We start from the raw sequence: 20102 nt of genomic DNA, 5'->3' as shown, positions 1-20102 counted from the left end.
TCATCTGGTTTACTTGGCATTCCTCGTAGGAATATCGCGCGGAGAAAAGTCGGATGTATCGCGAGCTTCAGCACTTCATTGCCCTCATCGAGGAAGGCAGCGTCACGAAGGCGGCAACAAGACTGGGCTTAACCCAGCCGGCCCTGACCAAGAGCCTCCGGCGTCTTGAGGATCACCTCGGCTTCGAACTCGTCGAGCGCGGCCCGCGCGGCGTCGAACTGACTGAGGAGGGGCGGAGCATTTTCAACCACGCCAGGCGCGTCGACGTGGAAATGCGCCATCTCGAACTGGATGCGCGCGGGGTTGCTCTTAACCGCCGACGATCGCTCCGGATCGGAGCCAGCCCGTCCTGGAGCGTCGGTTGCGTTCCGGAACTGGTGAAGCAGCTTTCCGCCTCGGATATGGATCTCGCCGTATCCATCCATGTCGATCTGGAAGCGCAACTCGTGCGCCTTCTGGCGGATGGCGATATCGATATCGCCCTGTGCAACACCGATATCGATCCCGGCCATCCCCGTGTGTCGGGTGAACCGCTGGTCCGGGTCGAGGTGCGCGTGGCCGGCCGGACAAAGCATCCCCTGGCGGCTCCGCCGTCCTGCGACATAGAGGATTGTTTTGCCTGCGACTGGATCGATTATCACAATGCGCTCGATCAGGCGGCGTGGGGCGGCGGCGATATCCGTGGCCGCGTGCGCGGCAAGATCGTCAAAACGTCTTCCTGGCTGAACGCCTTGCTGATCGCCTCGCGCACAGACGGGCTTTTGCCGTTGCCTACCCATATCCACGATTTCATACCGTCGATCGGCCTCGCTTTCATGGATGGCGTCGAGCCGCTCGCAAGCTTCAGCGCCGGCGTCTGGCGTCGCGATTCCTTTTCCATGACCAGGACCGGCCGCACCGTTCTCGCCATGGCCCGGGACCTGATGCGGGGCGTCGCGCCGGCTTTGGGGGAGGGGGCGCGGCGTTGAAGAGAGGGCAGTGTCAGGCGCTTCCCCGACGCCTTCTCAACGTAGAACGAGCAAAAAGAGACGGAGGGGAGGAGACCGAGTGATTGCGCTCGGTATGCCGATGACGCATCAACCATCAGGTTTCTGAATATCTAGAGCGTGTCTCAGCTTATCCGCCTCATTCTGCCGGATCAATTTCGGTCAGGATCAAGGCTTTTGGCGAGGGCGTACCCAGATGTACGGCAGAGCCAAAAGCCGAAGATAGTGGCCGAAATTCATCCGGCCCGAAGGGTTGGTCGAAACCGGGCGCCCGCGTCGTTGAAGAGCTTGGCCGTAGCATCAGCTACGACCTGCGCCCTTCTCCTTGCGGATCATCCCGGTTTGGACCAACAGAATGAGGCGGATAAGCTGAGACACGCTCTAATTCCGGTGGTTTCTGTCGTCCGTGGCGAATGACGAGGATGACGATCCGGTCTGCTTCGACTTGGTAATCGACAAGATAATCCCCCAGGACAAAACGCCGGACGTTGGACGGGGCCGTTGCAACCGTGAGGCCACCCATCTCGGGAAAAGAGAGGAGGTCACGGCGCAATTGTCTCAGTCTTGCGGTGAAGGCTTCAGCCGCGCGAAGGCTGCGGGCTCGCAAATATATCGTCTCGGCGAGCACATAGGACTGCGCTCGCGGAGACATGACGACTTTCACGCCGCCGCCCCTTTGACGATGGCGTCCATTTTCTCGAGAACCTCGTCGAAATCAACAGTGTTACCGTCCTCGACATCCTGCTGGGCGTCCAGAATATCAAGTACCTCTTGCCCTTCGGTTTCGAGATAAGATTTGAGCAGGGTTGTGACCAACACGTCTCGCCCGACATTCATGCCCGCAGCGATCCGCTCGAGCGATGCCGCCATATCCTCGGGAATGTTTACGCTGATCATGTCAGCTGTTGACGTCTCCGCCATCGGGCATCCTCCAAGTGTTGCATTCAGCGTAACGCGTCAGACCAATCGGAGCAAGTCTCGACCCCGTTACCCCCGCCGGCAGCGCTCCGAGCAATATTTGACCTCGTCCCAGACCTTTTCCCACTTCTTGCGCCAGGTGAAAGGCTTCTGGCATCGAGGGCAGGTCTTGGTGGGCAGGTCCTGTTTCTTTTTCATCTTCGCCATCAGAGCCGCCCCTCGCGCATCGCGTCCAGCGTTTCCCTGGCCTTGCCGCGCAACGCCTTGCGCTTGTCGTCGGCAAAGCGCTCCCAGTTCTTGTAGGGCATGGCCATGCGGGGATTGTTTTTCAGACGATCCTGGTTGCGGGCGAGGAAATCCCAGTACAGGGCATTGAAGGGACAGGCCTTGTCGCCCAGCGCTTCCTTGGGATCGTAAGCGCAGCCGCTGCAATAGTCGCTCATCCGGTTGATATAGGCGCCGCTGGCCGCATAGGGCTTGCTCGCCATAAGCCCGCCATCGCCATAAAGCGCCATGCCCAGCGTGTTGGGCAATTCCACCCATTCATAGGCGTCGGAATAGACGGCGAGATACCAGTCGCAGACCTCGCTCGGCAAAAGTCCGGCCAGCAAGGCGAAATTGCCGGTGATCATCAGCCGCTGGATATGGTGCGAATAAGCGTGTTTGCGGGTATGCCCGATCGCCTCGGCCATGCAGCGCATGCGCGTCTTGCCCGACCAGTAGAACCACGGCAGCGGCTCGCGGGCCTCCAGATGGTTGCGCGTCGCATAATCGGGCATGTGAAGCCAGTAGATGCCGCGCACATATTCCCGCCAGCCGATGATCTGGCGGATGAAGCCTTCCACAGCATTCAAGGGCGCATGCCCCCTGCGATAGGCGGCTTCGGCCTTCTCGCAGATCTCCATCGGCGTCAGGAGGCCGGCGTTCAGATAGGAGGAGATCAGCGAGTGATAGAGATAGGGCTCGCCCGCCACCATCGCGTCCTGATAGTCGCCGAAGCGCGGCAGGCAGGTCTCGATGAAATGATCGAGCTCGATCATCGCCTCATTGTGCGTGACCGCGTAGTGAAACGGTTCGAGATCGCCGAAGTGATCGGCAAAACGCTCCGACACGAGATCCAGCACCTCACGGGTGATCGGAGATGTCTGATGCGCGATGCGTTTGGGAAAGCGAAGACCCTCCTTCGGCGGTTTGCGGTTGTCCTTGTCGTAATTCCACTGGCCGCCCGCCGGCTCCCCGTCATCCTCCATCAACAGGCCGGTCTTGCGCCTGATGTCGCGGTAGAAGAATTCCATGCGCAATTGCTTGCGCCCCTCGGCCCAGTCGCGGAATTCGCGATGCCCGCAGAGAAAGCGGTCGTCGCTGCGGATCTCGAGAGCGGTGTTGAAGCGATCCTTCCATCCCCGCATCTCGCGGCCCAGCCGCAATTCGCCGGGCTCGGTGACGACGATCCGATCGGCCCCGGTCTCCTCCAGCGCCCGCGCCACCTCTCCGCCGAGGCTGCCCGTGTTGCCGGCGGCGTCGAGCTTGACATAGCGGACCGTAAAACCCTCGGCTTTCAGGCTTTCGGCGAAATGGCGCATCGCGGAAAAGAGGAATGCGATCTTCTTCTTGTGATGCTTCACATAGCTGGCTTCCTCCATCACCTCGGCCATCAGCACCACATCGTCGCTCTTGTCGGCGCCGACGAGGCTGGAAATCGAACGGCTGAGCTGGTCGCCCAGGATCAGGCGCAGCGCGCTCATGCCTTCATCTTCGGCCGGACGCGGGAAAGGCCGCCGTCGACGGCGAGCGTCTGGCCGGTGATCCAGTCGTTGGCGGGGTCGAGCAGGAAGGCTGCTGCCCGCGCCACGTCGTCGGGTGTCCCGATCCGACCCAGCGCATGCATGGCTTCCGACACCTTGCGCGACAGCTCGTTGCCGGTCACGGCCGCCGTCAGCGGCGTTTCCGTGAGGCCGGGGGCCACCGCGTTGACCCGCAATTTCTGCCCGGCATAGCTTGCGGCGGCGGCGAGCGTCAGCCCGATCACGCCGGCCTTGGCGGCGGCGATCGCTTCGTGATTGGCGAGCCCCTCCATGGCCGCCGCCGAGGACACCAGCACCACGGATCCGCCCTGTTTCATATGCTTGCCGGCGGCCCGCACGGTGGCGAAAGCGGTGGTCAGCGAGGCGGAGATCACCGCGTCATACTGTTCGCGGGTGGTCAGATGCGCGGGCTTCAGAAGCAGCGAACCCGAGAAATTGACGACGCCCTGTATGTCGCCCGCCTGCTGGAAGGCGCGGTCGACGGCGTCGAAATCCGTTGCGTCCAGCGTGATGTCGGGGGTGATCTTGGCCGCATCGCGGGCGGTCGTCACAACCTCATGCCCCGCTGTCTTGAGCAGCCGCGCCGTCGCCTGTCCGATGCCGCTCGATGCGGCGATGATGAGAAATCGCGCCATGCCAGTCTCCTTTTCTCCTTCCTACGCAGGAAGAAGGAAAGGGGATCGGCCTCTCAGGCGGCCGGGCTCATGCGCAGCGCGCTGACGAGCTGCTGCGGCTCGCGCACGCCATGGCGGTAAAGCTGGATCAAGGCGCGGGCCAGCCGGCGGCAGGCCTCTTCATTGTCCGAGATCGCGTGTTCACCGCACAGGCTGGCATAAGCGGTGGCCAGCCGGTCGAGATCCTCGGGTCCGAACATGCCGATGTCCTGCGCGTCGAGTCTATACCGCATGTCCGCCCCTCCATATCGGCGCCGCCGCAGGCGGCCTGGCTGTGATTTGCGCAAAATAGCCGGGAAATATGGCGACACTGCGCGCCCCGGATGTTTCCGGAAGGGAGAATCAGCGGGCGGCGATTTCGTTCCAAAACAGGAACGCCCGCCGGTGGGCGGGCGCTCGCAGGGAAATTGACGCGATGTCGATCAGGCCTTCTTGGGCGCGGCGTCGAGGAACTGCGCGCACCAGCTCGGCTCGCCGTCGAGACCGGCGCGGTCGGAGATCGTCTTGATCGAGGTGATCCTGTAGCTGTCGTTGACCGTCAGCTTCACCGTGCAGGACAGGTAGCGGGTGGTGGTCTTCTTCTTGCCTTTGCCCTGGCCCTGAGCCGCGACGCGCACGGTCTTGTAGCCGCCCTTCCACACATAGGTCGAGGACGAGCCGCTGTCCTCGTCGCCTGCGGGCGGGCCGTAAGCGGCGAAGAATTTGCCGGCTTCCTTGCCGACCCACCGTTGGGAAAGCGGATCGGAGGAGACGACGCCGGTCGTGGTGCAGGATGCGAGAAGCGCCGTGACGACGGCGGCAAACGCGAGGCGGAGGGTCATTGAGGTCGATGTCCTTGAACTGGGCGGCGCGGGCGGAAAAGCATCGGGAGGAGCCCGCGGCGCGCGCTGTTTTGCTGCGGTTTCGCTCTAGCGCGAGCCTGTGCAAAACGGAACGGGATTTTTGACTTTGTCTCTGGAAATTTCACGAGCAGCGCCGAATTTGTATGCTTTTTGACCTTTTGGAAAATTTATTTCCGGCCACCGCTTGCATTTTAGAAAAGGATACGCTCATTTTTGCCGCAACCACGCCGGTTGATGTCGGTGTGGATAAACCATAGGGGAAAACCAAGATGAAGAAGCTCGCCACGCTGCTTGCAGCGACCGCTCTCGTATCCACTTTTGCTCTCGCGGCTCAGGCCAAGACGCTCGTCTACTGCTCCGAAGCGTCTCCGGCCAATTTCGATCCGGGCATCACAACCGGCGGCAATGATTTCGACGCCTCTTCGCGCACCATTTACAGCCGCCTCGTCGAGTTCAAGCATGGCTCCACCGAGATCGAACCGGGTCTCGCCGAAAGCTGGACCATCTCTCCGGATGGCCTCGTCTACACCTTCAAGCTGCGCAAGGGCGTTAAGTTCCAGACCACTTCCTATTTCACCCCGACCCGCGAGCTGAACGCCGACGACGTGATCTTCTCGTTCGAGCGTCAGTGGAAGGAAGGCGACAAGTGGCACGCCTACATGCCCAACATCACCTGGGATTATTTCCAGGGCATGGACATGCCGAAATATCTGAAGTCGATAGAGAAGGTTGACGACCTGACCGTCAAGATCACGCTCACCGAGCCGAATGCGCCGATGCTCGCCAACCTGGGCATGGACTTCGCCTCGATCCTCTCCAAGGAATACGCCGACAAGCTGATGGAAGCCGGCACGCCTGAGAAGCTCGCCAGCGAGCCGATCGGCACCGGTCCGTTCCAGTTCGTCGATTATCAGCTGGACTCCGTCATCCGCTACGCCGCCTTTCCCGACTACTTCAAGGGCAAGGAAAAGATCGACGACCTGATCTTCGCGATCACGCCGGACGCCTCTGCGCGCCTGCAGAAGGTCGCCGCCGGCGAATGCGATATCATGCCCTATCCGAACCCGGCCGACCTCGCCACGATCAAGGCGAATGGCGATCTCGAGCTTCTGGAACAGGCAGGCCTGAACATCGGCTACATGTCCTACAACACCACCCAGGCTCCGTTCGACAAGGTCGAGGTCCGCAAGGCCCTCAACATGGCGATCAACAAGGAAGCCCTGATCAAGTCGCTGTTCGGCGATGCCGGCGCAACGCCCGCAACCAACCTGATCCCGCCGACGATGTGGTCCTATAACAAGGACGTCAAGGACGATCCGTATGATCCGGAAGCCGCAAAGAAGGTGCTGGAAGCCAATGGCGTCAAGGAAATCGACCTCTGGGCGTCCGACCGCTTCCGTCCCTACAATCCGAGCTTCTCGCGCGCCGCAGAACTGATCCAGCAGGATTGGGCCGCTGTCGGCGTCAAGGCGACCATCAAGACGCTCGAATGGACGAAGTATCGCGAGGAAGGCAAGAAGAAGGACCGCGCTGGCGCCTTCCAGATCGGCTGGACCGGCGACAACGGCGATCCGGACAACTTCTTCGCCACCCTGTTCTCCTGCTCGGCGATTGGCGTGTCCAATTACTCTAGCTGGTGCAACAAGGAATTCGAGGATCTGATCCAGAAGGCCAAGGTCACCTCCGACCAGGCAGAGCGCACGAAGCTCTATGAAGAGGCGCAGGTTGTGTTCAAGCGCGAGGCTCCGGCCTTCACGCTGGCCCATTCCCAGGTCTATGCCGTTGCGCGCAAGGGCGTGACCGGCTTCGCGATGGACCCGCTCGGTATCCACCGTTTCGACGGTGTGGACAAGGCGGAGTAATCAGGGATCCCGGGCGGCGGCGCAAAACGCCGCTGCCCGTTTTCGGTTTTTGCCATGTTGCGTTTCATCCTCCACAAGCTGCTCCTGTTCGTGCCGACTTTGGTCGGCATAACCATTTGCGCCTTCGCCTTCGTGCGCCTGCTTCCGGGCGATCCCATTCTGGCCATGGCCGGCGAACATGGCGTCACGCCTGAGCGTTATGCGATCCTCAGGGAGCAGTTTGGCTACAACCTGCCCATCTGGCAGCAATATCTCCATTATGTCGGCGGCGTGCTCTCGGGCGATTTCGGCGTTTCGATCGCCACGAAGAAGCCGGTCATCCAGGAATTCTCGGTGCTGTTTCCGGCGACGCTTGAGCTGTCCTTCGTCGCCATCGTGCTCGCCGTTCTGCTCGGTATTCCCGCCGGCGTTATCGCCGCATCGCGTCGCGGCTCCTGGATCGATCAGCTGATCACCGGCACGGCTCTGGTGGGCTATTCCATGCCGATCTTCTGGTGGGGCCTGCTGCTGATCATCTTCTTCTCCGGCTATCTCGGCTGGACGCCCGTCTCGGGCCGCATCGGCTTGCAATTCTTCTTCCGCCCGATCACCGGCTTCATGCTGATCGACACGCTGATCCTCGGCCAATACAAGGCGTTCGTGTCGGCGCTGCAGCATCTGATCCTGCCGGCTGTGGTTCTGGGCACGATTCCGCTTGCGGTGATCGCCCGCCAGACGCGCTCGGCCATGCTCGAAGTACTGGGCGAAGACTATATCCGCACCGCCCGCGCCAAGGGACTCGAGCCGCTGCGCGTCATCGGCGTGCATGCGCTGCGCAATGCGCTGATCCCTGTTATCACCACCATCGGCCTGCAGGTCGGCGTCATGCTGGCCGGCGCCATCCTCACCGAGACGATCTTCTCCTGGCCCGGCATCGGCAAATGGATGGTCGATTCCATCTTCAAGCGCGATTATGTCGTGGTTCAGAGTGGTCTCCTGCTGATCGCGCTGATCGTGATGGTCGTCAATCTCGTCGTCGATCTGCTCTACGCCTTCGTCAATCCACGCATGCGGGGAGGCTGATCCATGGCGTCGACCGAACTTGATCCCATCGCAGCAACCAGCGTCAAGACGCCTCGCTATCCGCGTCTTGCCGAATTCTGGTTCTATTTTTCCAAGAACCGCGGCGCCGTCATCGGCCTCGTCGTCTTCCTGATGATGGTCGCCTCGGCGGTGCTTGCGCCCGTGCTCGCGCCGCACGCCCCCGACATGCAATATCGAGACGCTTTCCTCGCGCCGCCTGTCTGGCATGAGGGCGGCAGTTGGCGTTTCATCCTGGGCACCGATCCTGTCGGCCGCGACATGCTGTCCCGCCTGATGTATGGCGCGCAGTTCTCGCTGCTGATCGGCGCCGTCGTCGTCTCGATCTCGCTGGTGGCCGGCATTGCGCTCGGCCTTCTCGCCGGCTTCTTCCGGGGCTGGGTCGATGTGGCGACTTCGCGGGTGATGGATATCATCCTGGCTTTTCCCTCGCTGCTTCTAGCGCTGGTTCTGGTGACCATTCTCGGTCCCAGCCTGTTCAACGCCATGCTGGCGATCGCACTGGTTCTGGTGCCGCATTTCGCCCGTCTGGTGCGGGCGGCCGTGATGGTGGAAAAGTCGCGCGACTATGTCACCGCCTCGCGGGTTGCGGGCGCCGGCAAGCTCCGGCTGATGTTCCTCACCATTCTGCCAAACTGTCTGGCGCCGCTGATCGTGCAGGGCACGCTGTCCTTCTCCAACGCCATTCTGGAGGCGGCGGCGCTTGGCTTTCTCGGCCTGGGCGCCCAGCCGCCGACGCCGGAATGGGGCACGATGCTGGCGTCCGCCCGTGAATTCATCCTGCGCGCCCCATGGGTCGTCACCTTTCCGGGCCTGGCGATCCTGATCACCGTGCTGGCGATCAACCTTATGGGCGACGGCCTGCGCGATGCGCTGGATCCCAAGCTGAAGAGATCGTGACGGTCTGAAGGGCGAGAGCCGTCGACGCTGTCGTCGCCGGCTCGCCCAGAGCGCGACGCCGGCGGAGACGGCGCGGAACGCGCATCGTCACGGCTCGGCCGAACTATTCTCTGAGAAAGAGGCGAAAACAATGCCTTTGCTAGACATACGAAATCTCACTGTCGAGTTTGAGACGACGTCGGGCCTGTTTCGCGCCGTCGACGGCGTGTCGCTCGCCTGTGATCGCGGCGAGATCCTCGCGGTGGTCGGCGAGTCCGGATCGGGCAAGTCGGTGGCCATGCTCGCGGTGATGGGGCTTCTGCCCTGGACGGCGAAGATCACCGCCGACGCCATGCTGTTCGACGGCAAGGACCTGCGCTCGCTCACGCCTGCGGACCGCCGCAAGATCATCGGCAAGGACATCGCCATGATCTTCCAGGAGCCGATGACCTCGCTCAACCCCTGCTTCACCGTCGGCTTCCAGCTCGACGAGGCGCTGAAGACGCATCTCGGCCTGTCCAAGTCCGAACGCCGCGCCCGCTCGATCGAGCTCCTGAAGAAGGTCGGCATTCCCGCGCCCGAAAGCCGGCTCGGCAATTTCCCGCATCAGATGTCGGGCGGCATGAGCCAGCGCGTGATGATCGCCATGGCGCTGGCCTGCAATCCGAAACTGCTGATCGCCGACGAGCCGACCACCGCGCTCGACGTCACCATCCAGGCGCAGATCCTCGATCTTCTCGTGCGCCTGCAGGAGGAAGAGGGCATGGCGCTGGTGCTGATCACCCATGACATGGGCGTGGTCGCCGAAACCGCCCATCGCGTCCAGGTGCAATATGCCGGCCAGAAGGTCGAGGAGCAGCCGGTGATCGATCTCTTCGCCGATCCGCATCACCCCTATACGGCGGCGCTTTTGTCGGCGCTGCCGGAACGCGCCGTCGCCGGCGGCCGCCTGCCGTCGATCGCGGGCGTCGTGCCCGGCGCGCATGATCGGCCCACGGGCTGTCTGTTCTCGCCGCGCTGCAAGTTTGCCACTGACCTCTGTCGCCAGACCGCAAAGCGCCAGGGGCCGGATCTCGGCTCGGCGCTGTGCAACTATCCGCTCATCCACGGCATGCCCCAGGGCCATCCGAGCAAGGAGGAGGCCTTCGCATGACCATCATCCAGGGTACCCATCTCAAGCGCTATTATGAAGTCGGCGGCGGCGCATTCAGAAAGCCGGCCACCGTCAAGGCGCTGAACGGCCTGAGCTTCTCGCTCGAGGAAGGCAAGACGCTCGCCGTCGTCGGCGAATCCGGCTGCGGAAAGTCCACGCTCGCCCGTCTCGTGACCATGATCGAGACGCCGACCGAAGGCGAACTCACCATCGCCGGCCGCCCGGCCAACGCCGCCGATCGCGAATTGCGCGCCATGGTGCAGATCGTCTTCCAGAACCCCTACGCCTCGCTCAATCCGCGCCAGAAGATCGGAACGATCCTCGAGGAGCCGCTCAAGATCAACACGTCGGACGACGCGGCGACCCGCAAGGCCAAGGCCGTGGACATGATGACCCGCGTTGGTCTCCGCCCTGAGCATTACGACCGCTATCCGCATATGTTCTCGGGCGGCCAGCGCCAGCGCATCGCCATCGCCCGGGCGCTGATGCTCAGGCCCAAGGTGCTGGTGCTCGACGAGCCGGTCTCGGCGCTCGATCTGTCGATCCAGGCGCAGGTGCTCAATCTGCTGATGGACCTGCAGAAGGAGATGGGGCTCGCCTATCTCTTTATCTCGCACGGCCTGTCGGTTGTGCGTCACATCGCCGACGACGTCATGGTCATGTATCTCGGCAAGCCGGTGGAGATGGGCAAGGTCGAGGATGTCTTCGCTCATCCGCGCCATCCCTATACGGCGGCGCTGCTGTCGGCCACGCCGATCGCCGATCCCACCCGCAAGAAGACCCGCATCCAGCTGACCGGCGAATTGCCGTCGCCCCTCAATCCGCCGCCGGGCTGTCCGTTCAATCCCCGCTGCCCGCGCGCCACCGATGAATGCCGCCAAGCCTTCCCGGCCGAAAGTGGCGAGGCGTCGCACCGGTTTTTCTGCTATCATCCGCTCTGAGGTCTTCGCGCCGCCGCAAAAATGTGAGAAAGACGCTCATCTTCTCTGTTTTTTGACCGATGTCAGGGACAGGGACGTCCGTCGGCGGTAACGACGGGCGCTTTCTCATTGCGGCTCGATCATCATGCGTAAACTCAAAATCCTTTCCGTCGCTCTCCTGCTGTCGCTGCCCGTCGGCGGCGTCGCGTTGCGCATGGCCGGCGCCAATGCTTATCCGACGCCGGAAAGCCTGGGCGCGGCGCTGTTTCACGACAAGAACCTGTCGTTCAATCGGACGCAGGCCTGTTCGACCTGTCATATGCCCGATATGGGCTTCACAGATCACAACGAGCCGGGCGGCGCCGCCGTTTCCCGCGGCGACGACAGCAAGTCCTTCGGCGATCGCAATGCGCCTTCGGTGGCCTATGCCGCCTTCAGCCCCGCCTTCCACAAGGACAAGGCGACCGGCGTTTGGCAGGGCGGCCAATTCTGGGATGGCCGCGCCGGCAAGCTCGAGGATCAGGCCGGCGGGCCGCCGCTCAACCCGATCGAAATGGGCATGCCCGACAAGAAGACGGTCGCCGCGCGCATCCAGGAAAATTCAGGCTATGTCGACGCGTTCCAGCGCTTGTACGGCAAGGACGCGCTGTCGACCGACGACAAGGCCTTCGCCTCGGTCACCAGCGCCATCGCCGCCTTCGAGCGCACCAAGGAGGTGTCGCCCTTCGATTCCCGTTATGACCGGTATCTGCGCGGCGAAGAGAAGTTCACCGAGCAGGAAGAGCTCGGCCGCACGCTGTTCTTCTCCACCCAATTCGCCAATTGCAGCCTCTGCCACGACATCAAGGGCGCCGATGGCCGCTATGAAAGCTCGACCTTTTCGAGCCATAAATATTTCAACATCGGCGTGCCCGCCAATGAGACGGCCCGCGCCAAAAATGGCGTGAAGCCTGGTTATGTCGATATCGGCCTCGCCGCCAATCCTGAAGTCGCCGGCGATCCGGCCGAGAAGGGCAAGTTCAAGGTTCCGACGCTGCGCAACATCGCGGTCACCGGCCCCTATATGCACAACGGCGTCTTCAAGGATCTCCGCACGGTCATCCTGTTCTACAACAAGTACAATTCCAAGAAGAAGAGCCGGCAGATCAATCCCGAGACCGGTCAGCGCTGGGCAGCTCCCGAAATCGCCGACAATCTCGCGACGAAGGAACTGGAGACCGGCCCCGGCCTCGACGACAAGCGCATCGACGCGCTCGTCGCCTTCCTGAAAACACTGACCGACAAGCGCTACGAGCCGCTGCTCAAGACATCCGAAGCGCAGCCCGCAAAGCCGGCTCAGCCGTAGACATGTTCCGACGGCGCTTCGGCGCCGTCGAGCCAGTGCGCATAGGCGACGGCGGCGACGACAGCCGCCAGCGACAGCGGCCAGAACAGATAAGCGAGCACGGTGGGCAGGCGCTTCGCCTCATTCCGTTCCGACGCCGGAGAGGCGACCAGCCCGACCAGCATCATCATCAGTCCGGCCAGATAGAGGCTTGCAAGAAACAGGGTCATCGGGTTCTCCTTTCATGGCTCGCGCGAGCCGTCGCTTGAACATCCCGCGCGGGGCCATGGCGACCAACGCCTGGCGGCGGCAGAGGTTCCCCTCAGCCTCGCCATCCCCCATTTGTGGGGTTCCCCTTGGCGGAACTTGCGGGAAGATCCCGCGTTTTCCGATTGCAGCGCGGGGCGGGTGATGATTCTGTATTTGCTATTCACATGGGTCATGGTGGCGGCTTTCGCGCTCGCGCTGCTGATGACCCTCTACGACGACCCGAAATCGCACGACGACAGGCTCATCTACATGGCGGGGCTCGCTGCGATCTGGCCGATCATCGCCATCGCTTTTCTCGTCTCGGGGCTGGCTTGGGTGGCGGGCGCTCTTGCGCGCATGCTTATACCAAGTGTCGATGATAGGGACCTATAGGATGACCTCAGGCTGGTCGCCGGCTAGGCGCGTCGCGCAGCGCGATGCTTACGCATCGGGCAAGCGGCGCAACGACGCCGGAGACCAGCCTGAGGTCACCTTCGGCCGGCTTCTCGGGCGTTCTGGCGTTGTCGATGTCCTTGCCCGATGCGTGAGCATTGCGCTGCGGACCTCTCCTAGCCAGAACATCCGATCGAGCCGGTCCTATAGGTCCCTATCATCGACACCTGGTATTACCCGGTGAGGAACGCTCCTCATCCAGTCTGGACAGTCCCCGGCGCCTCGCCTACCTATGCATTTCAGTTCTGCGGCACATGCCGCTCAGGGAGGACGTGATGCTCGCAATACCCGATCTCGCCGGCAAGGCGGTCTTGATCACCGGCGCGTCGACCGGCATCGGCGCTGCGCTCGCCCGCGCTTTCGGCGCGCAGGGCGCAAAGGTCATCGTGCATTACAATTCGAGCGCCGAGGCCGCCGAACGCGTGGCCGCCGATATCAGGGCGGCAGGCGGCGAGGCGGCGCTGGCGCGCGGGGACGCCTCGAAATCAGCGGAAATCGCCCGCGTCGTGGACGAGGCCGCAAACGCCTTCGGCCGTCTGGATGGTTTGATCAACAATGCCGGCGCCATGGTCGCCCGCACGCTCTATGAAGACATGACCGACGACTATTACGATGCGGTGATGGATCTCAACGCCCGCTCCGTGGTCGTCGCTTCCCGTGCGGCCATCGCCCATCTCAAGAAGCAGGGCGGCTTCATCGTCAACACCACGTCGGTGGCGGCGCGCACCGGCGGCACCGCGGGGTCCGGCGTCTACGGCTCCTCCAAAGCCTTTGTCGGCGCCGTCACCAAGGGATTGGCGCTGGAATTCGGCAAATACGGCGTCCGCGTCAACGCGGTGGCGCCCGGCTTCATCGAAACGCCGTTCCAGGAGAAATACGCGCTGCCGGGACAGGCGGAAAAAGTCGCCGCCGCGATCCCGCTGGGCCGCCCGGGCGCGCCGGAGGATTGCGTCGGCGCCTATCTCTTCCTCGCCTCGGCCGCGTTGTCGGGCTATGTCACGGGCCAGACGATCGACGTCAATGGCGGTCAATTGATGCCGTAAAGCGATCGGGCCGAGCGGTTCTGATCAAGTCGCCGAGTTGACGCGGTTTCTGTTTTCCGTACAAGCTTCATGAGGCGTTCATGCACCGAGGACGCCTGCTCCTGCGTAGAGAGCGGGACGCGATGGAAAGGAGAGCGCCGCCTGTGGGGGCCGGCGCATGGGAACATGGATATTACGCCGCCGAAGCGACTTCGCAGGGAAGCCCTGATCTGGCTGATCGGACTGGTGAGCACCGCAGCCGCCGGCATGCTCTATAGTTATGTGGCGTTCAATTCCGCCATGCTCGGCGCCCTTTATGCGCCCTTCAGCATCATGCCCACCATACTTTTTGAACGCGGCATGTTCCTCAATCGCCTCCGGCAATGGACGGCGTCCCTGTCGACGCCGGCCTATGTTCTCGCCAAGGTGCTGATTTTCACCGCTTTGTTCATCATCGGCTCGCGTTTCGCCTCGCTCCTGCATTGGTGGATCGAGGGCGCCGATCCGCGCATCACCATCCGCCAGCATGCGCCGCCATGGACGGCCTGGCTCTACAGCATGGCGGTGGCGCTTCTGCTGTCGGCCGCGCTCCGCGTGCGCGAACTTCTGGGGCGCAGCATCTTCACCGACATCGTGCTCGGCCGCTATCGCCGCCCGGTGGAGGAAAACCGCATCTTCCTCTATCTCGACGTCACCGGGTCGACGAGTTACGCCCAGCGCAACGGCCCGACTGCGGCGGCGAGCTATATCGGCCGCATCTTCAAGATCATGTCGGAGCCCGTGCAGGATTGGGGCGGCGCGATCGACGATTATATCGGCGACGCCGCGCTGGTGTCCTGGCCGCTGCGCGACCCGCTCAACGGCGCACGCTGCCTGCAATGCGCCTTCGATGTGATCCGCAAGCTCGACAAGCACACGCCCGACACGATCAGGCGTTTCGGCCAGGCGCCGGAAGTCCGCATTCTCATCCATGCCGGCGCCGTGGTCCGCGCCGAAATCGGCGTCGACCATCACAAGATTTCCTATTTCGGCGACACGATCAACATGGTCGGCAAGCTCGAAGGCGAGATCAAGCCGCTCGGCCCGGGCATCTTCGTCACCGAGGACGCCCTGGCGCTCGCGGCCTTGCCCGATCACGCCGAAGCCGCCCATTGCGGCGAATACGAGATCAAGGGCCTGGAGCGCGCCGTGGTGCTGAAGACGCTCACCAGCCGCGCCCGCGCCGCGACAGGGCGCGTCCAGATCGGCGACGCTGCGGCGGCGTGACCGCTCGCAATCGGTTCATTCCGCTGCGTCGGCTCCGGCTCGGTCGACAAGATAGCGTGTCGCGAGTGCGACATGGCGCGGAATAGGCTTGTCGTCGCGATAATGGGCGATCTGACGGCGAGACAGACCGAGGGCAGCCGCCATGCCGTCGAGGCTTAGCCCGAGCCGCTGCATGGCGTTGCGGAAATCGGCGTTGCTGAAGTCGATGTCCGGCAGGCGCTCGAGCCAAAGCGCGCTGAGCTCGACGCCATCGGGCCATTCCAGGGCATCGCCATAGTCGGAAACGTTGAAACGTCGAAAGGCGTCGTCGTCGTTGCGGAGCGGAATGAAGGACTTCCGGCTCTCCAGGACTGGCCGGAGGTCGACGCGCTTGGACCGGCCTCCGTCGAAGGTGATTTCAACCTCACGCCCTTCGATGGGATGCGCCTTGATGATGCGCGGCAACGGCGCGCCTCTCCGGACCCTGTCATCGCTCATTAAGCCGCTTCCATTCTCTCTCCAACGCCTCACGGTTTCCTCGGGCCCAGCGCAGAACTGTTTCGAGATCACCCCGACTGATGTCGCCGCGCAGAACGGACAATGTCTTGAGATCGACCAGAGCCTGCCCATCCGGAGACACGATATGGAAATGGGGCGGATGGTGATCATCCGCAAACATGCGGATGGCAATCGCTCCAAGTTTTATCAGCGTCGGCATGGAGCACCCTATCAGAACTTGACGCGTCCGACAAGAATTAGTGCACGATGTGCATTATTTTGTGTCTGGTATAATTGCTGATCAAGCGCAATTTCAGGTAGCTCGTCAAACCCCAATTCGCCCCAGCGCCGGAATTTTCACGCCCGGCCTCGTCACGTCGATCCCGGCTACCAGCCCGAGGAGATGGACTTCCAGCCCGCTTTTGACGCCAACCGATAGTCCCGCGAGCCCATAGAGCGTCAGATGCAGGTCGCCGGCGGGGTCATAGGCGAGGAAGCCGCCGCCGGGCAGATAATCCCGGCCCACGGCATTCGGCGGCAGCACCGCGTCGATCTCGGGCACAGAGCGCAGGATCCCCGCCACGAAAGTGTTGGAGTTCGGCCCCGGCCACAGCCGATAGCTTCCCGCTTCCGCATGCGGATAGGCGGCGATCGCCGCTTCGATCTTCGGGATCAGCGTTTCGGCGCGATCGCCTTCGGCCTGCCAGACGATGTCGGGCGCATTCGAATACCAGCGGCCATCGGCGGGGTAGCCGTTCTTGCGGACCGGATTGCCCCAGCCGACGACGTCGTAGCGATCATAGGCGTCCGCGCCCTCGCGCTTGATCACGATCCAGCTATGCACGGCGAAAGCGCCTTTGAGCCCGCCGGTGCGGGCGGCGAGCACCGCCACGCGCGCTCGCGCGTCCTTGGCGGGCGAGGGGAGAACGCCGCTCGCGCTCCAATCGGCCGCACGCCAGTTGGCGGGCCGGTCCTGCGCCGCCCAATAGCCGGCTGACGCCAGGCTCGGCAGCAGATAAAGCGCGGCAATGGCGATCGACAGATGCCTGAGACGTCTCACGTGCGTTGATTTCCCCTTCAAATTTTGCCATGCCCTCACGCGAGTTTAGTTTTCCAGACGAATTTCGGCTTTCTGAGGGTGGAATCATGACCAATCCGGTGCTGGTGGAAGTCACGCGCGGCAATCTCGTCGAAAGCCGGCATCGCGGCATGGTCGCCGTCGTCGATGGCGAGGGCAAGGTGGTGTTCTCGCTGGGTGAAATCGATCGGCCGGTGTTTCCGCGCTCGGCCTGCAAGGCCATGCAGGCGCTGCCTTTGGTGGAAAGCGGCGCCGCCGACGCTTACGGCTTCGGAAACAAGGAGCTGGCGCTGTCGGCGTCTTCTCATTCCGGCGAACCGGAACATGCGGCGCTCGCAGCCTCCATGCTCGCCGCCGCCGGCCGCTCGGAAGCCGATCTCGAATGCGGCTCGCACTGGGCCTTCGACCAGCCGGTCGCCATCGCTCAGGCCCGCGCCATGGAGCGGCCCAATCAGCTGCACAACAATTGCTCCGGCAAACATGCCGGCTTCATCTGCGCCGCCTGCCACACCGGCATGGAGGTCAGAGATTACGTGACCTATGAGCATCCGCTGCAGGGCGAAATCCGCGGCGTGATGGAAGGCCTGACCGGGGCGGCGCTCGCGCATGACAATTGCGGCGTCGACGGCTGCTCGATTCCCACTTACGCCGTGCCGCTGAAGAGCCTCGCCCATGGCTTCGCCAAAATGCTGACCGGCGAGGATCTTGAGCCCATCCGCGCAAGATCCGCCCGCCGCATCATCGACGCCTGCATGGCGGAACCCTTCTATGTCGCCGGCACCAAGCGCGCCTGCACCGACCTGATGGCGCTCGCGCCCGGCCGCATCTTCGCGAAAACCGGCGCCGAAGGCGTCTTCTGCGCCGTCGTTCCGGAGAAAGGCCTCGCCGTGGCGCTGAAATGCGAAGACGGCGCCACCCGCGCAGCCGAGGCCATGATCGCCGGCGTGCTCGCCAAACTCTTCGACCACGACCAGGACGTGGCCGCCAAACTGAAAGCGCGGGCGAGCTATGTGATGAAGAACTGGAACGGCATCGAGGTGGGCAAGGTCAGGTATAATCCGGCGTTTTGAAGCAAAACGATCTATTGAGCGGGATCCGGCTCGATCAAAGGTCCGCTGATCGCGCTCCACAATATGCCGGGCGTGAAGTCATAACCCAGGCGAAGCCAGCGCATCACGTCGAAGGGATGGCCGATGATGACGTCTGCTGCACCGATCTGATAGCGGAGCGCCTGAAGAGGCCTTGATCCTGAGGCCGTTTGCACGATCTGCGTGTCGATGACGGCGGCGTCCTTCGTCACGAAATCACGTAGATTGTCGGTGACGAGAAGATCGGCCTTCGCGCCGACAGCCGTGGCCAGAACGCCGGCGTCCTCGACGTCCGACATGGCAAACCGCTCTTCTCCTCCCAAGATCAAATAGGGATCGAGCCCATCCGGGCCGTATCGCATCACGTCGACAAGAGCGTTCGAATAGGCCTTGATGCGCGCTTCCGTCACCTGCATGCGGCGGAGAACCGTCTCCAGCGTTTCAATCATCTCGAAAGAGATCACCAGTTGCGCCCTGTCGGCGAAACCCCAGGTCTGACCGCTGACCATGGAGACCAGCGTCTGCATGGCGGTCCCTTTGTGACCTCGATCATAAGCAATGAGATTGCCGACCAGGATATTGACGTCGAGAACGATGCGAAGGGCGCGGTTCACGCGTTATCCCCGTCGAGCAGAGCGGCTGAGGGCGGTCGCCTCTTCCAATATGTCGATTTCTCCGCCGATGGCCTCCGGCCCGCCGAAACCATGCTCTGCCGCAATGTCCGATGTCGCCTTCTCCAGCCGAACCCGCGCCGCTGCCGCCATCATCGCCCGCCCGAGCTTGTCGATCGTCTCCTGGTCGCCCTCAGCATTCAATTCGAGAATGAAATCCCGAACATCCTTGGGAAGCCCGACGAATACGGTGATGGCGCTGGCGACCGTGTTCGACACCGACCGGTTCTCCATCGACGCCACCCCCTTCAGTTTCGTCGCGGTCCCGCTGTCGACATTGGCTGAAATCGTGGATGACATCGCGCGTTCCTCTAGAAATAGAGTGTTTCTATATAGCGCATTTGGGGGAGAGGGACAATGGAGGCGGACGCTGCCATGAGAGTTGTGCAGCCGAGGCCATATGCGCCCGCATGCGCGCCGATCTCTTCGACCACGACCAGGACGTCGCCACTAAACTGAAAACGCGGGCGAGCAATGTGATGAAAAACTGGAACGGGATCGAGGTGGGCAAGGTCAGGTGCAATCCGGCGTTTCGACGGGGAAGACGGTTGCCCGCATGGTCATGCGGGCGTTGTCTGCAACAGGTTGGCCTGATGTTGCGCTGCACGGCATTCGAGCTTATCTTTCAAGCTCAGGGAGCAGTCGATCATGTCTGCAAAGAGCGTAAATTCTATCTTGAGCCAAAGCGGCATCGCGCCGGGCGGCGGCGACGTGGGCGTAGCTGCATCTTCACTTCCGATGCCTTCAGAATCCGCGATCTTGCAAACTTCAAAACGCGACGCCGACCTCATCGAGCTTCTCGCCGTCGCGGCGAAAACCTACGCCCTCAGAGTCTTCGATAATGTCGATCCGAGCAGACTGACCAACCTCTCCGATAAAGCGCGCGTCGTCGCTGAGGCGCTGATGGAGCGCGGCGACGCCCGCGCTTATGCGTTGGCGCGACGGATGCTGGCGGCTGCGGGCGAGTGCCGTGAGGTTGAAAACACCTGGAGAAAGATGATCCGCCAGTCGCTGGACGATCCGCGCCCGAGCATACCGGTGCGGCAGGTCTTCGAAGATCTCCGCGCCGGTCGCGCGGCGCTGATGAAGGCGGAAGGGGATGGCGCATAAGGTGGAATTCCGCCTGTTCCTGGAAGCGAAGATCACACCATGACGATCATGCGATACAAAGGCTATGAAGCTGCCGTCGATTACGACGAGGAGGCCGAGATCTTCCATGGCGAAGTCGCCAATCTGCGCGACGTCATCACCTTTCAGGGCGCATCCGCCGCCGAACTAGGCAGTAGACTCATAACGCCTTTATCCAGATGCGAGTAGCAATGAGTTTGACGGCGGCGAGGAAATTGGCCGGATTC

25 protein-coding genes are annotated in these 20102 nt (G+C 62.6%); 13 read left to right on the top strand and 12 right to left on the bottom strand.

Annotated elements, in window-relative coordinates:
* Positions 1-53: 53 nt before the first annotated feature.
* On the top strand, positions 54-968 hold the full coding sequence (locus E8Q41_RS15305; RefSeq protein WP_137156422.1) for a LysR family transcriptional regulator: 915 nt from the start codon (positions 54-56) through the stop codon (positions 966-968).
* Between the two features lie 678 nt (positions 969-1646).
* On the opposite strand, the gene E8Q41_RS15295 is transcribed toward E8Q41_RS15305, so the two are convergent.
* The 6 genes from E8Q41_RS15295 to E8Q41_RS15270 form a co-directional block, all read right to left on the bottom strand.
* On the bottom strand, positions 1647-1907 hold the full coding sequence (locus E8Q41_RS15295; protein WP_137156420.1) for a CopG family transcriptional regulator: 261 nt from the start codon (positions 1905-1907) through the stop codon (positions 1647-1649).
* 66 nt (positions 1908-1973) lie between these two features.
* Positions 1974-2111 (bottom strand): DUF2256 domain-containing protein, encoded by a 138-nt coding sequence (locus tag E8Q41_RS15290; RefSeq protein WP_137156419.1) that lies wholly within the window; start codon positions 2109-2111, stop codon positions 1974-1976.
* A complete protein-coding gene (locus tag E8Q41_RS15285; RefSeq protein ID WP_137156418.1) occupies positions 2111-3649 on the bottom strand; it encodes a cryptochrome/photolyase family protein in 1539 nt (512 codons plus the stop codon). The genes E8Q41_RS15290 and E8Q41_RS15285 overlap by 1 nt, the downstream gene beginning before the upstream one ends.
* Positions 3646-4344: an SDR family oxidoreductase gene (locus tag E8Q41_RS15280; protein WP_137156417.1), complete on the bottom strand. Its 699-nt coding sequence runs from the start codon at positions 4342-4344 to the stop codon at positions 3646-3648. Before E8Q41_RS15280 ends, E8Q41_RS15285 begins: the two co-directional genes overlap by 4 nt.
* Positions 4345-4397: 53 nt before the next feature.
* Positions 4398-4616 (bottom strand): hypothetical protein, encoded by a 219-nt coding sequence (locus tag E8Q41_RS15275; RefSeq protein ID WP_137156416.1) that lies wholly within the window; start codon positions 4614-4616, stop codon positions 4398-4400.
* Positions 4617-4805: 189 nt separating this feature from the next.
* Positions 4806-5204, bottom strand: coding sequence for a hypothetical protein (locus tag E8Q41_RS15270; protein ID WP_137156415.1), 399 nt, complete (start codon positions 5202-5204; stop codon positions 4806-4808).
* 290 nt (positions 5205-5494) lie between these two features.
* Between E8Q41_RS15270 and E8Q41_RS15265 the strand changes: the two genes are divergently transcribed.
* From E8Q41_RS15265 to E8Q41_RS15240, 6 genes are all read left to right on the top strand, one after another.
* Positions 5495-7087, top strand: a complete 1593-nt coding sequence (locus E8Q41_RS15265; RefSeq protein WP_137156414.1) for an ABC transporter substrate-binding protein — start codon at positions 5495-5497, stop codon at positions 7085-7087.
* A gap of 54 nt (positions 7088-7141) precedes the next feature.
* Entirely contained in the window at positions 7142-8149 is a 1008-nt protein-coding gene (locus tag E8Q41_RS15260) for an ABC transporter permease subunit (protein WP_137156413.1), read from the top strand.
* A 3-nt stretch (positions 8150-8152) separates the two neighbouring features.
* Entirely contained in the window at positions 8153-9067 is a 915-nt protein-coding gene (locus E8Q41_RS15255) for an ABC transporter permease subunit (protein WP_137156412.1), read from the top strand.
* 130 nt (positions 9068-9197) lie between these two features.
* A complete protein-coding gene (locus tag E8Q41_RS15250; RefSeq protein WP_137156411.1) occupies positions 9198-10199 on the top strand; it encodes an ABC transporter ATP-binding protein in 1002 nt (333 codons plus the stop codon).
* Positions 10196-11140, top strand: coding sequence for a dipeptide ABC transporter ATP-binding protein (locus E8Q41_RS15245; protein ID WP_137156410.1), 945 nt, complete (start codon positions 10196-10198; stop codon positions 11138-11140). The genes E8Q41_RS15250 and E8Q41_RS15245 overlap by 4 nt, the downstream gene beginning before the upstream one ends.
* 124 nt (positions 11141-11264) lie before the next feature.
* Positions 11265-12464, top strand: a complete 1200-nt coding sequence (locus E8Q41_RS15240; RefSeq protein ID WP_137156409.1) for a cytochrome-c peroxidase — start codon at positions 11265-11267, stop codon at positions 12462-12464.
* On the opposite strand, the gene E8Q41_RS15235 is transcribed toward E8Q41_RS15240, so the two are convergent.
* A complete protein-coding gene (locus E8Q41_RS15235; RefSeq protein ID WP_137156408.1) occupies positions 12455-12673 on the bottom strand; it encodes a hypothetical protein in 219 nt (72 codons plus the stop codon). The two genes, E8Q41_RS15240 and E8Q41_RS15235, sit on opposite strands and share 10 nt — an antisense overlap.
* Before the next feature lie 181 nt (positions 12674-12854).
* Here E8Q41_RS15235 and E8Q41_RS15230 point away from each other — a divergent pair, with 181 nt between their 5' ends.
* The 3 genes from E8Q41_RS15230 (at position 12855) to E8Q41_RS15220 (ending at position 15433) form a co-directional block, all read left to right on the top strand.
* Complete coding sequence (locus E8Q41_RS15230; RefSeq protein ID WP_137156407.1) at positions 12855-13085, top strand: hypothetical protein; 231 nt, start codon at positions 12855-12857, stop codon at positions 13083-13085.
* Positions 13086-13420: 335 nt separating this feature from the next.
* Positions 13421-14188 (top strand): SDR family oxidoreductase, encoded by a 768-nt coding sequence (locus tag E8Q41_RS15225; protein ID WP_246660206.1) that lies wholly within the window; start codon positions 13421-13423, stop codon positions 14186-14188.
* A 165-nt stretch (positions 14189-14353) separates the two neighbouring features.
* The gene (locus E8Q41_RS15220; protein WP_170976501.1) at positions 14354-15433 is read left to right on the top strand and encodes an adenylate/guanylate cyclase domain-containing protein; all 1080 of its coding nucleotides are present in this window, start codon (positions 14354-14356) and stop codon (positions 15431-15433) included.
* Positions 15434-15448: 15 nt separating this feature from the next.
* On the opposite strand, the gene E8Q41_RS15215 is transcribed toward E8Q41_RS15220, so the two are convergent.
* The 3 genes from E8Q41_RS15215 to E8Q41_RS15205 all read right to left on the bottom strand — a co-directional run bounded on the left by E8Q41_RS15215 (position 15449) and on the right by E8Q41_RS15205 (position 16970).
* On the bottom strand, positions 15449-15910 hold the full coding sequence (locus E8Q41_RS15215) for a DUF2442 domain-containing protein (protein WP_137156404.1): 462 nt from the start codon (positions 15908-15910) through the stop codon (positions 15449-15451).
* On the bottom strand, positions 15900-16130 hold the full coding sequence (locus E8Q41_RS15210; RefSeq protein ID WP_205910393.1) for a DUF4160 domain-containing protein: 231 nt from the start codon (positions 16128-16130) through the stop codon (positions 15900-15902). Before E8Q41_RS15210 ends, E8Q41_RS15215 begins: the two co-directional genes overlap by 11 nt.
* Positions 16131-16235: 105 nt before the next feature.
* On the bottom strand, positions 16236-16970 hold the full coding sequence (locus E8Q41_RS15205; protein ID WP_137156403.1) for a DUF3750 domain-containing protein: 735 nt from the start codon (positions 16968-16970) through the stop codon (positions 16236-16238).
* Between the two features lie 86 nt (positions 16971-17056).
* On the opposite strand from E8Q41_RS15205, the gene E8Q41_RS15200 reads away from it, so the two are divergent.
* On the top strand, positions 17057-18058 hold the full coding sequence (locus tag E8Q41_RS15200; RefSeq protein ID WP_137156402.1) for an asparaginase: 1002 nt from the start codon (positions 17057-17059) through the stop codon (positions 18056-18058).
* 11 nt (positions 18059-18069) lie between these two features.
* Here the strand turns inward: E8Q41_RS15200 and E8Q41_RS15195 are convergent, their stop codons facing one another.
* Together E8Q41_RS15195 and E8Q41_RS15190 are read right to left on the bottom strand one after the other, a co-directional pair.
* Complete coding sequence (locus tag E8Q41_RS15195; RefSeq protein ID WP_137156401.1) at positions 18070-18690, bottom strand: PIN domain-containing protein; 621 nt, start codon at positions 18688-18690, stop codon at positions 18070-18072.
* A 3-nt stretch (positions 18691-18693) separates the two neighbouring features.
* Entirely contained in the window at positions 18694-19047 is a 354-nt protein-coding gene (locus E8Q41_RS15190) for a hypothetical protein (RefSeq protein WP_137156400.1), read from the bottom strand.
* 375 nt (positions 19048-19422) lie between these two features.
* On the opposite strand from E8Q41_RS15190, the gene E8Q41_RS15185 reads away from it, so the two are divergent.
* The gene (locus E8Q41_RS15185; RefSeq protein ID WP_170976500.1) at positions 19423-19857 is read left to right on the top strand and encodes a hypothetical protein; all 435 of its coding nucleotides are present in this window, start codon (positions 19423-19425) and stop codon (positions 19855-19857) included.
* A gap of 39 nt (positions 19858-19896) precedes the next feature.
* Positions 19897-20064 carry a hypothetical protein gene (locus E8Q41_RS15180; RefSeq protein WP_246660205.1) on the top strand — a complete coding sequence of 56 codons (168 nt, stop codon included), beginning with the start codon at positions 19897-19899 and terminating at the stop codon, positions 20062-20064.
* Positions 20065-20102 lie beyond the last annotated feature (38 nt).

This window comes from Rhizobium sp. FKL33, assembly GCF_005222915.1.
Taxonomy (GTDB): Bacteria; Pseudomonadota; Alphaproteobacteria; order Rhizobiales; family Rhizobiaceae; genus Rhizobium_E.
The sequence above is the reverse complement of the archived record's forward strand: the minus strand, read 5'-3'. Positions and strand labels throughout refer to the sequence as shown.

What these genes read in the sequence shown, in the direction of transcription:
- E8Q41_RS15305 (WP_137156422.1), top strand. Translation starts at nt 54, where the DNA reads ATGTATCGCGAGCTTCAGCACTTCATTGCCCTCATCGAGGAAGGCAGC.
- E8Q41_RS15295 (WP_137156420.1), bottom strand. Translation starts at nt 1,907, where the DNA reads ATGGCGGAGACGTCAACAGCTGACATGATCAGCGTAAACATTCCCGAG.
- E8Q41_RS15290 (WP_137156419.1), bottom strand. Translation starts at nt 2,111, where the DNA reads ATGGCGAAGATGAAAAAGAAACAGGACCTGCCCACCAAGACCTGCCCT.
- E8Q41_RS15285 (WP_137156418.1), bottom strand. Translation starts at nt 3,649, where the DNA reads ATGAGCGCGCTGCGCCTGATCCTGGGCGACCAGCTCAGCCGTTCGATT.
- E8Q41_RS15280 (WP_137156417.1), bottom strand. Translation starts at nt 4,344, where the DNA reads ATGGCGCGATTTCTCATCATCGCCGCATCGAGCGGCATCGGACAGGCG.
- E8Q41_RS15275 (WP_137156416.1), bottom strand. Translation starts at nt 4,616, where the DNA reads ATGCGGTATAGACTCGACGCGCAGGACATCGGCATGTTCGGACCCGAG.
- E8Q41_RS15270 (WP_137156415.1), bottom strand. Translation starts at nt 5,204, where the DNA reads ATGACCCTCCGCCTCGCGTTTGCCGCCGTCGTCACGGCGCTTCTCGCA.
- E8Q41_RS15265 (WP_137156414.1), top strand. Translation starts at nt 5,495, where the DNA reads ATGAAGAAGCTCGCCACGCTGCTTGCAGCGACCGCTCTCGTATCCACT.
- E8Q41_RS15260 (WP_137156413.1), top strand. Translation starts at nt 7,142, where the DNA reads ATGTTGCGTTTCATCCTCCACAAGCTGCTCCTGTTCGTGCCGACTTTG.
- E8Q41_RS15255 (WP_137156412.1), top strand. Translation starts at nt 8,153, where the DNA reads ATGGCGTCGACCGAACTTGATCCCATCGCAGCAACCAGCGTCAAGACG.
- E8Q41_RS15250 (WP_137156411.1), top strand. Translation starts at nt 9,198, where the DNA reads ATGCCTTTGCTAGACATACGAAATCTCACTGTCGAGTTTGAGACGACG.
- E8Q41_RS15245 (WP_137156410.1), top strand. Translation starts at nt 10,196, where the DNA reads ATGACCATCATCCAGGGTACCCATCTCAAGCGCTATTATGAAGTCGGC.
- E8Q41_RS15240 (WP_137156409.1), top strand. Translation starts at nt 11,265, where the DNA reads ATGCGTAAACTCAAAATCCTTTCCGTCGCTCTCCTGCTGTCGCTGCCC.
- E8Q41_RS15235 (WP_137156408.1), bottom strand. Translation starts at nt 12,673, where the DNA reads ATGACCCTGTTTCTTGCAAGCCTCTATCTGGCCGGACTGATGATGATG.
- E8Q41_RS15230 (WP_137156407.1), top strand. Translation starts at nt 12,855, where the DNA reads ATGATTCTGTATTTGCTATTCACATGGGTCATGGTGGCGGCTTTCGCG.
- E8Q41_RS15225 (WP_246660206.1), top strand. Translation starts at nt 13,421, where the DNA reads ATGCTCGCAATACCCGATCTCGCCGGCAAGGCGGTCTTGATCACCGGC.
- E8Q41_RS15220 (WP_170976501.1), top strand. Translation starts at nt 14,354, where the DNA reads ATGGATATTACGCCGCCGAAGCGACTTCGCAGGGAAGCCCTGATCTGG.
- E8Q41_RS15215 (WP_137156404.1), bottom strand. Translation starts at nt 15,910, where the DNA reads ATGAGCGATGACAGGGTCCGGAGAGGCGCGCCGTTGCCGCGCATCATC.
- E8Q41_RS15210 (WP_205910393.1), bottom strand. Translation starts at nt 16,130, where the DNA reads ATGCCGACGCTGATAAAACTTGGAGCGATTGCCATCCGCATGTTTGCG.
- E8Q41_RS15200 (WP_137156402.1), top strand. Translation starts at nt 17,057, where the DNA reads ATGACCAATCCGGTGCTGGTGGAAGTCACGCGCGGCAATCTCGTCGAA.
- E8Q41_RS15190 (WP_137156400.1), bottom strand. Translation starts at nt 19,047, where the DNA reads ATGTCATCCACGATTTCAGCCAATGTCGACAGCGGGACCGCGACGAAA.
- E8Q41_RS15180 (WP_246660205.1), top strand. Translation starts at nt 19,897, where the DNA reads ATGACGATCATGCGATACAAAGGCTATGAAGCTGCCGTCGATTACGAC.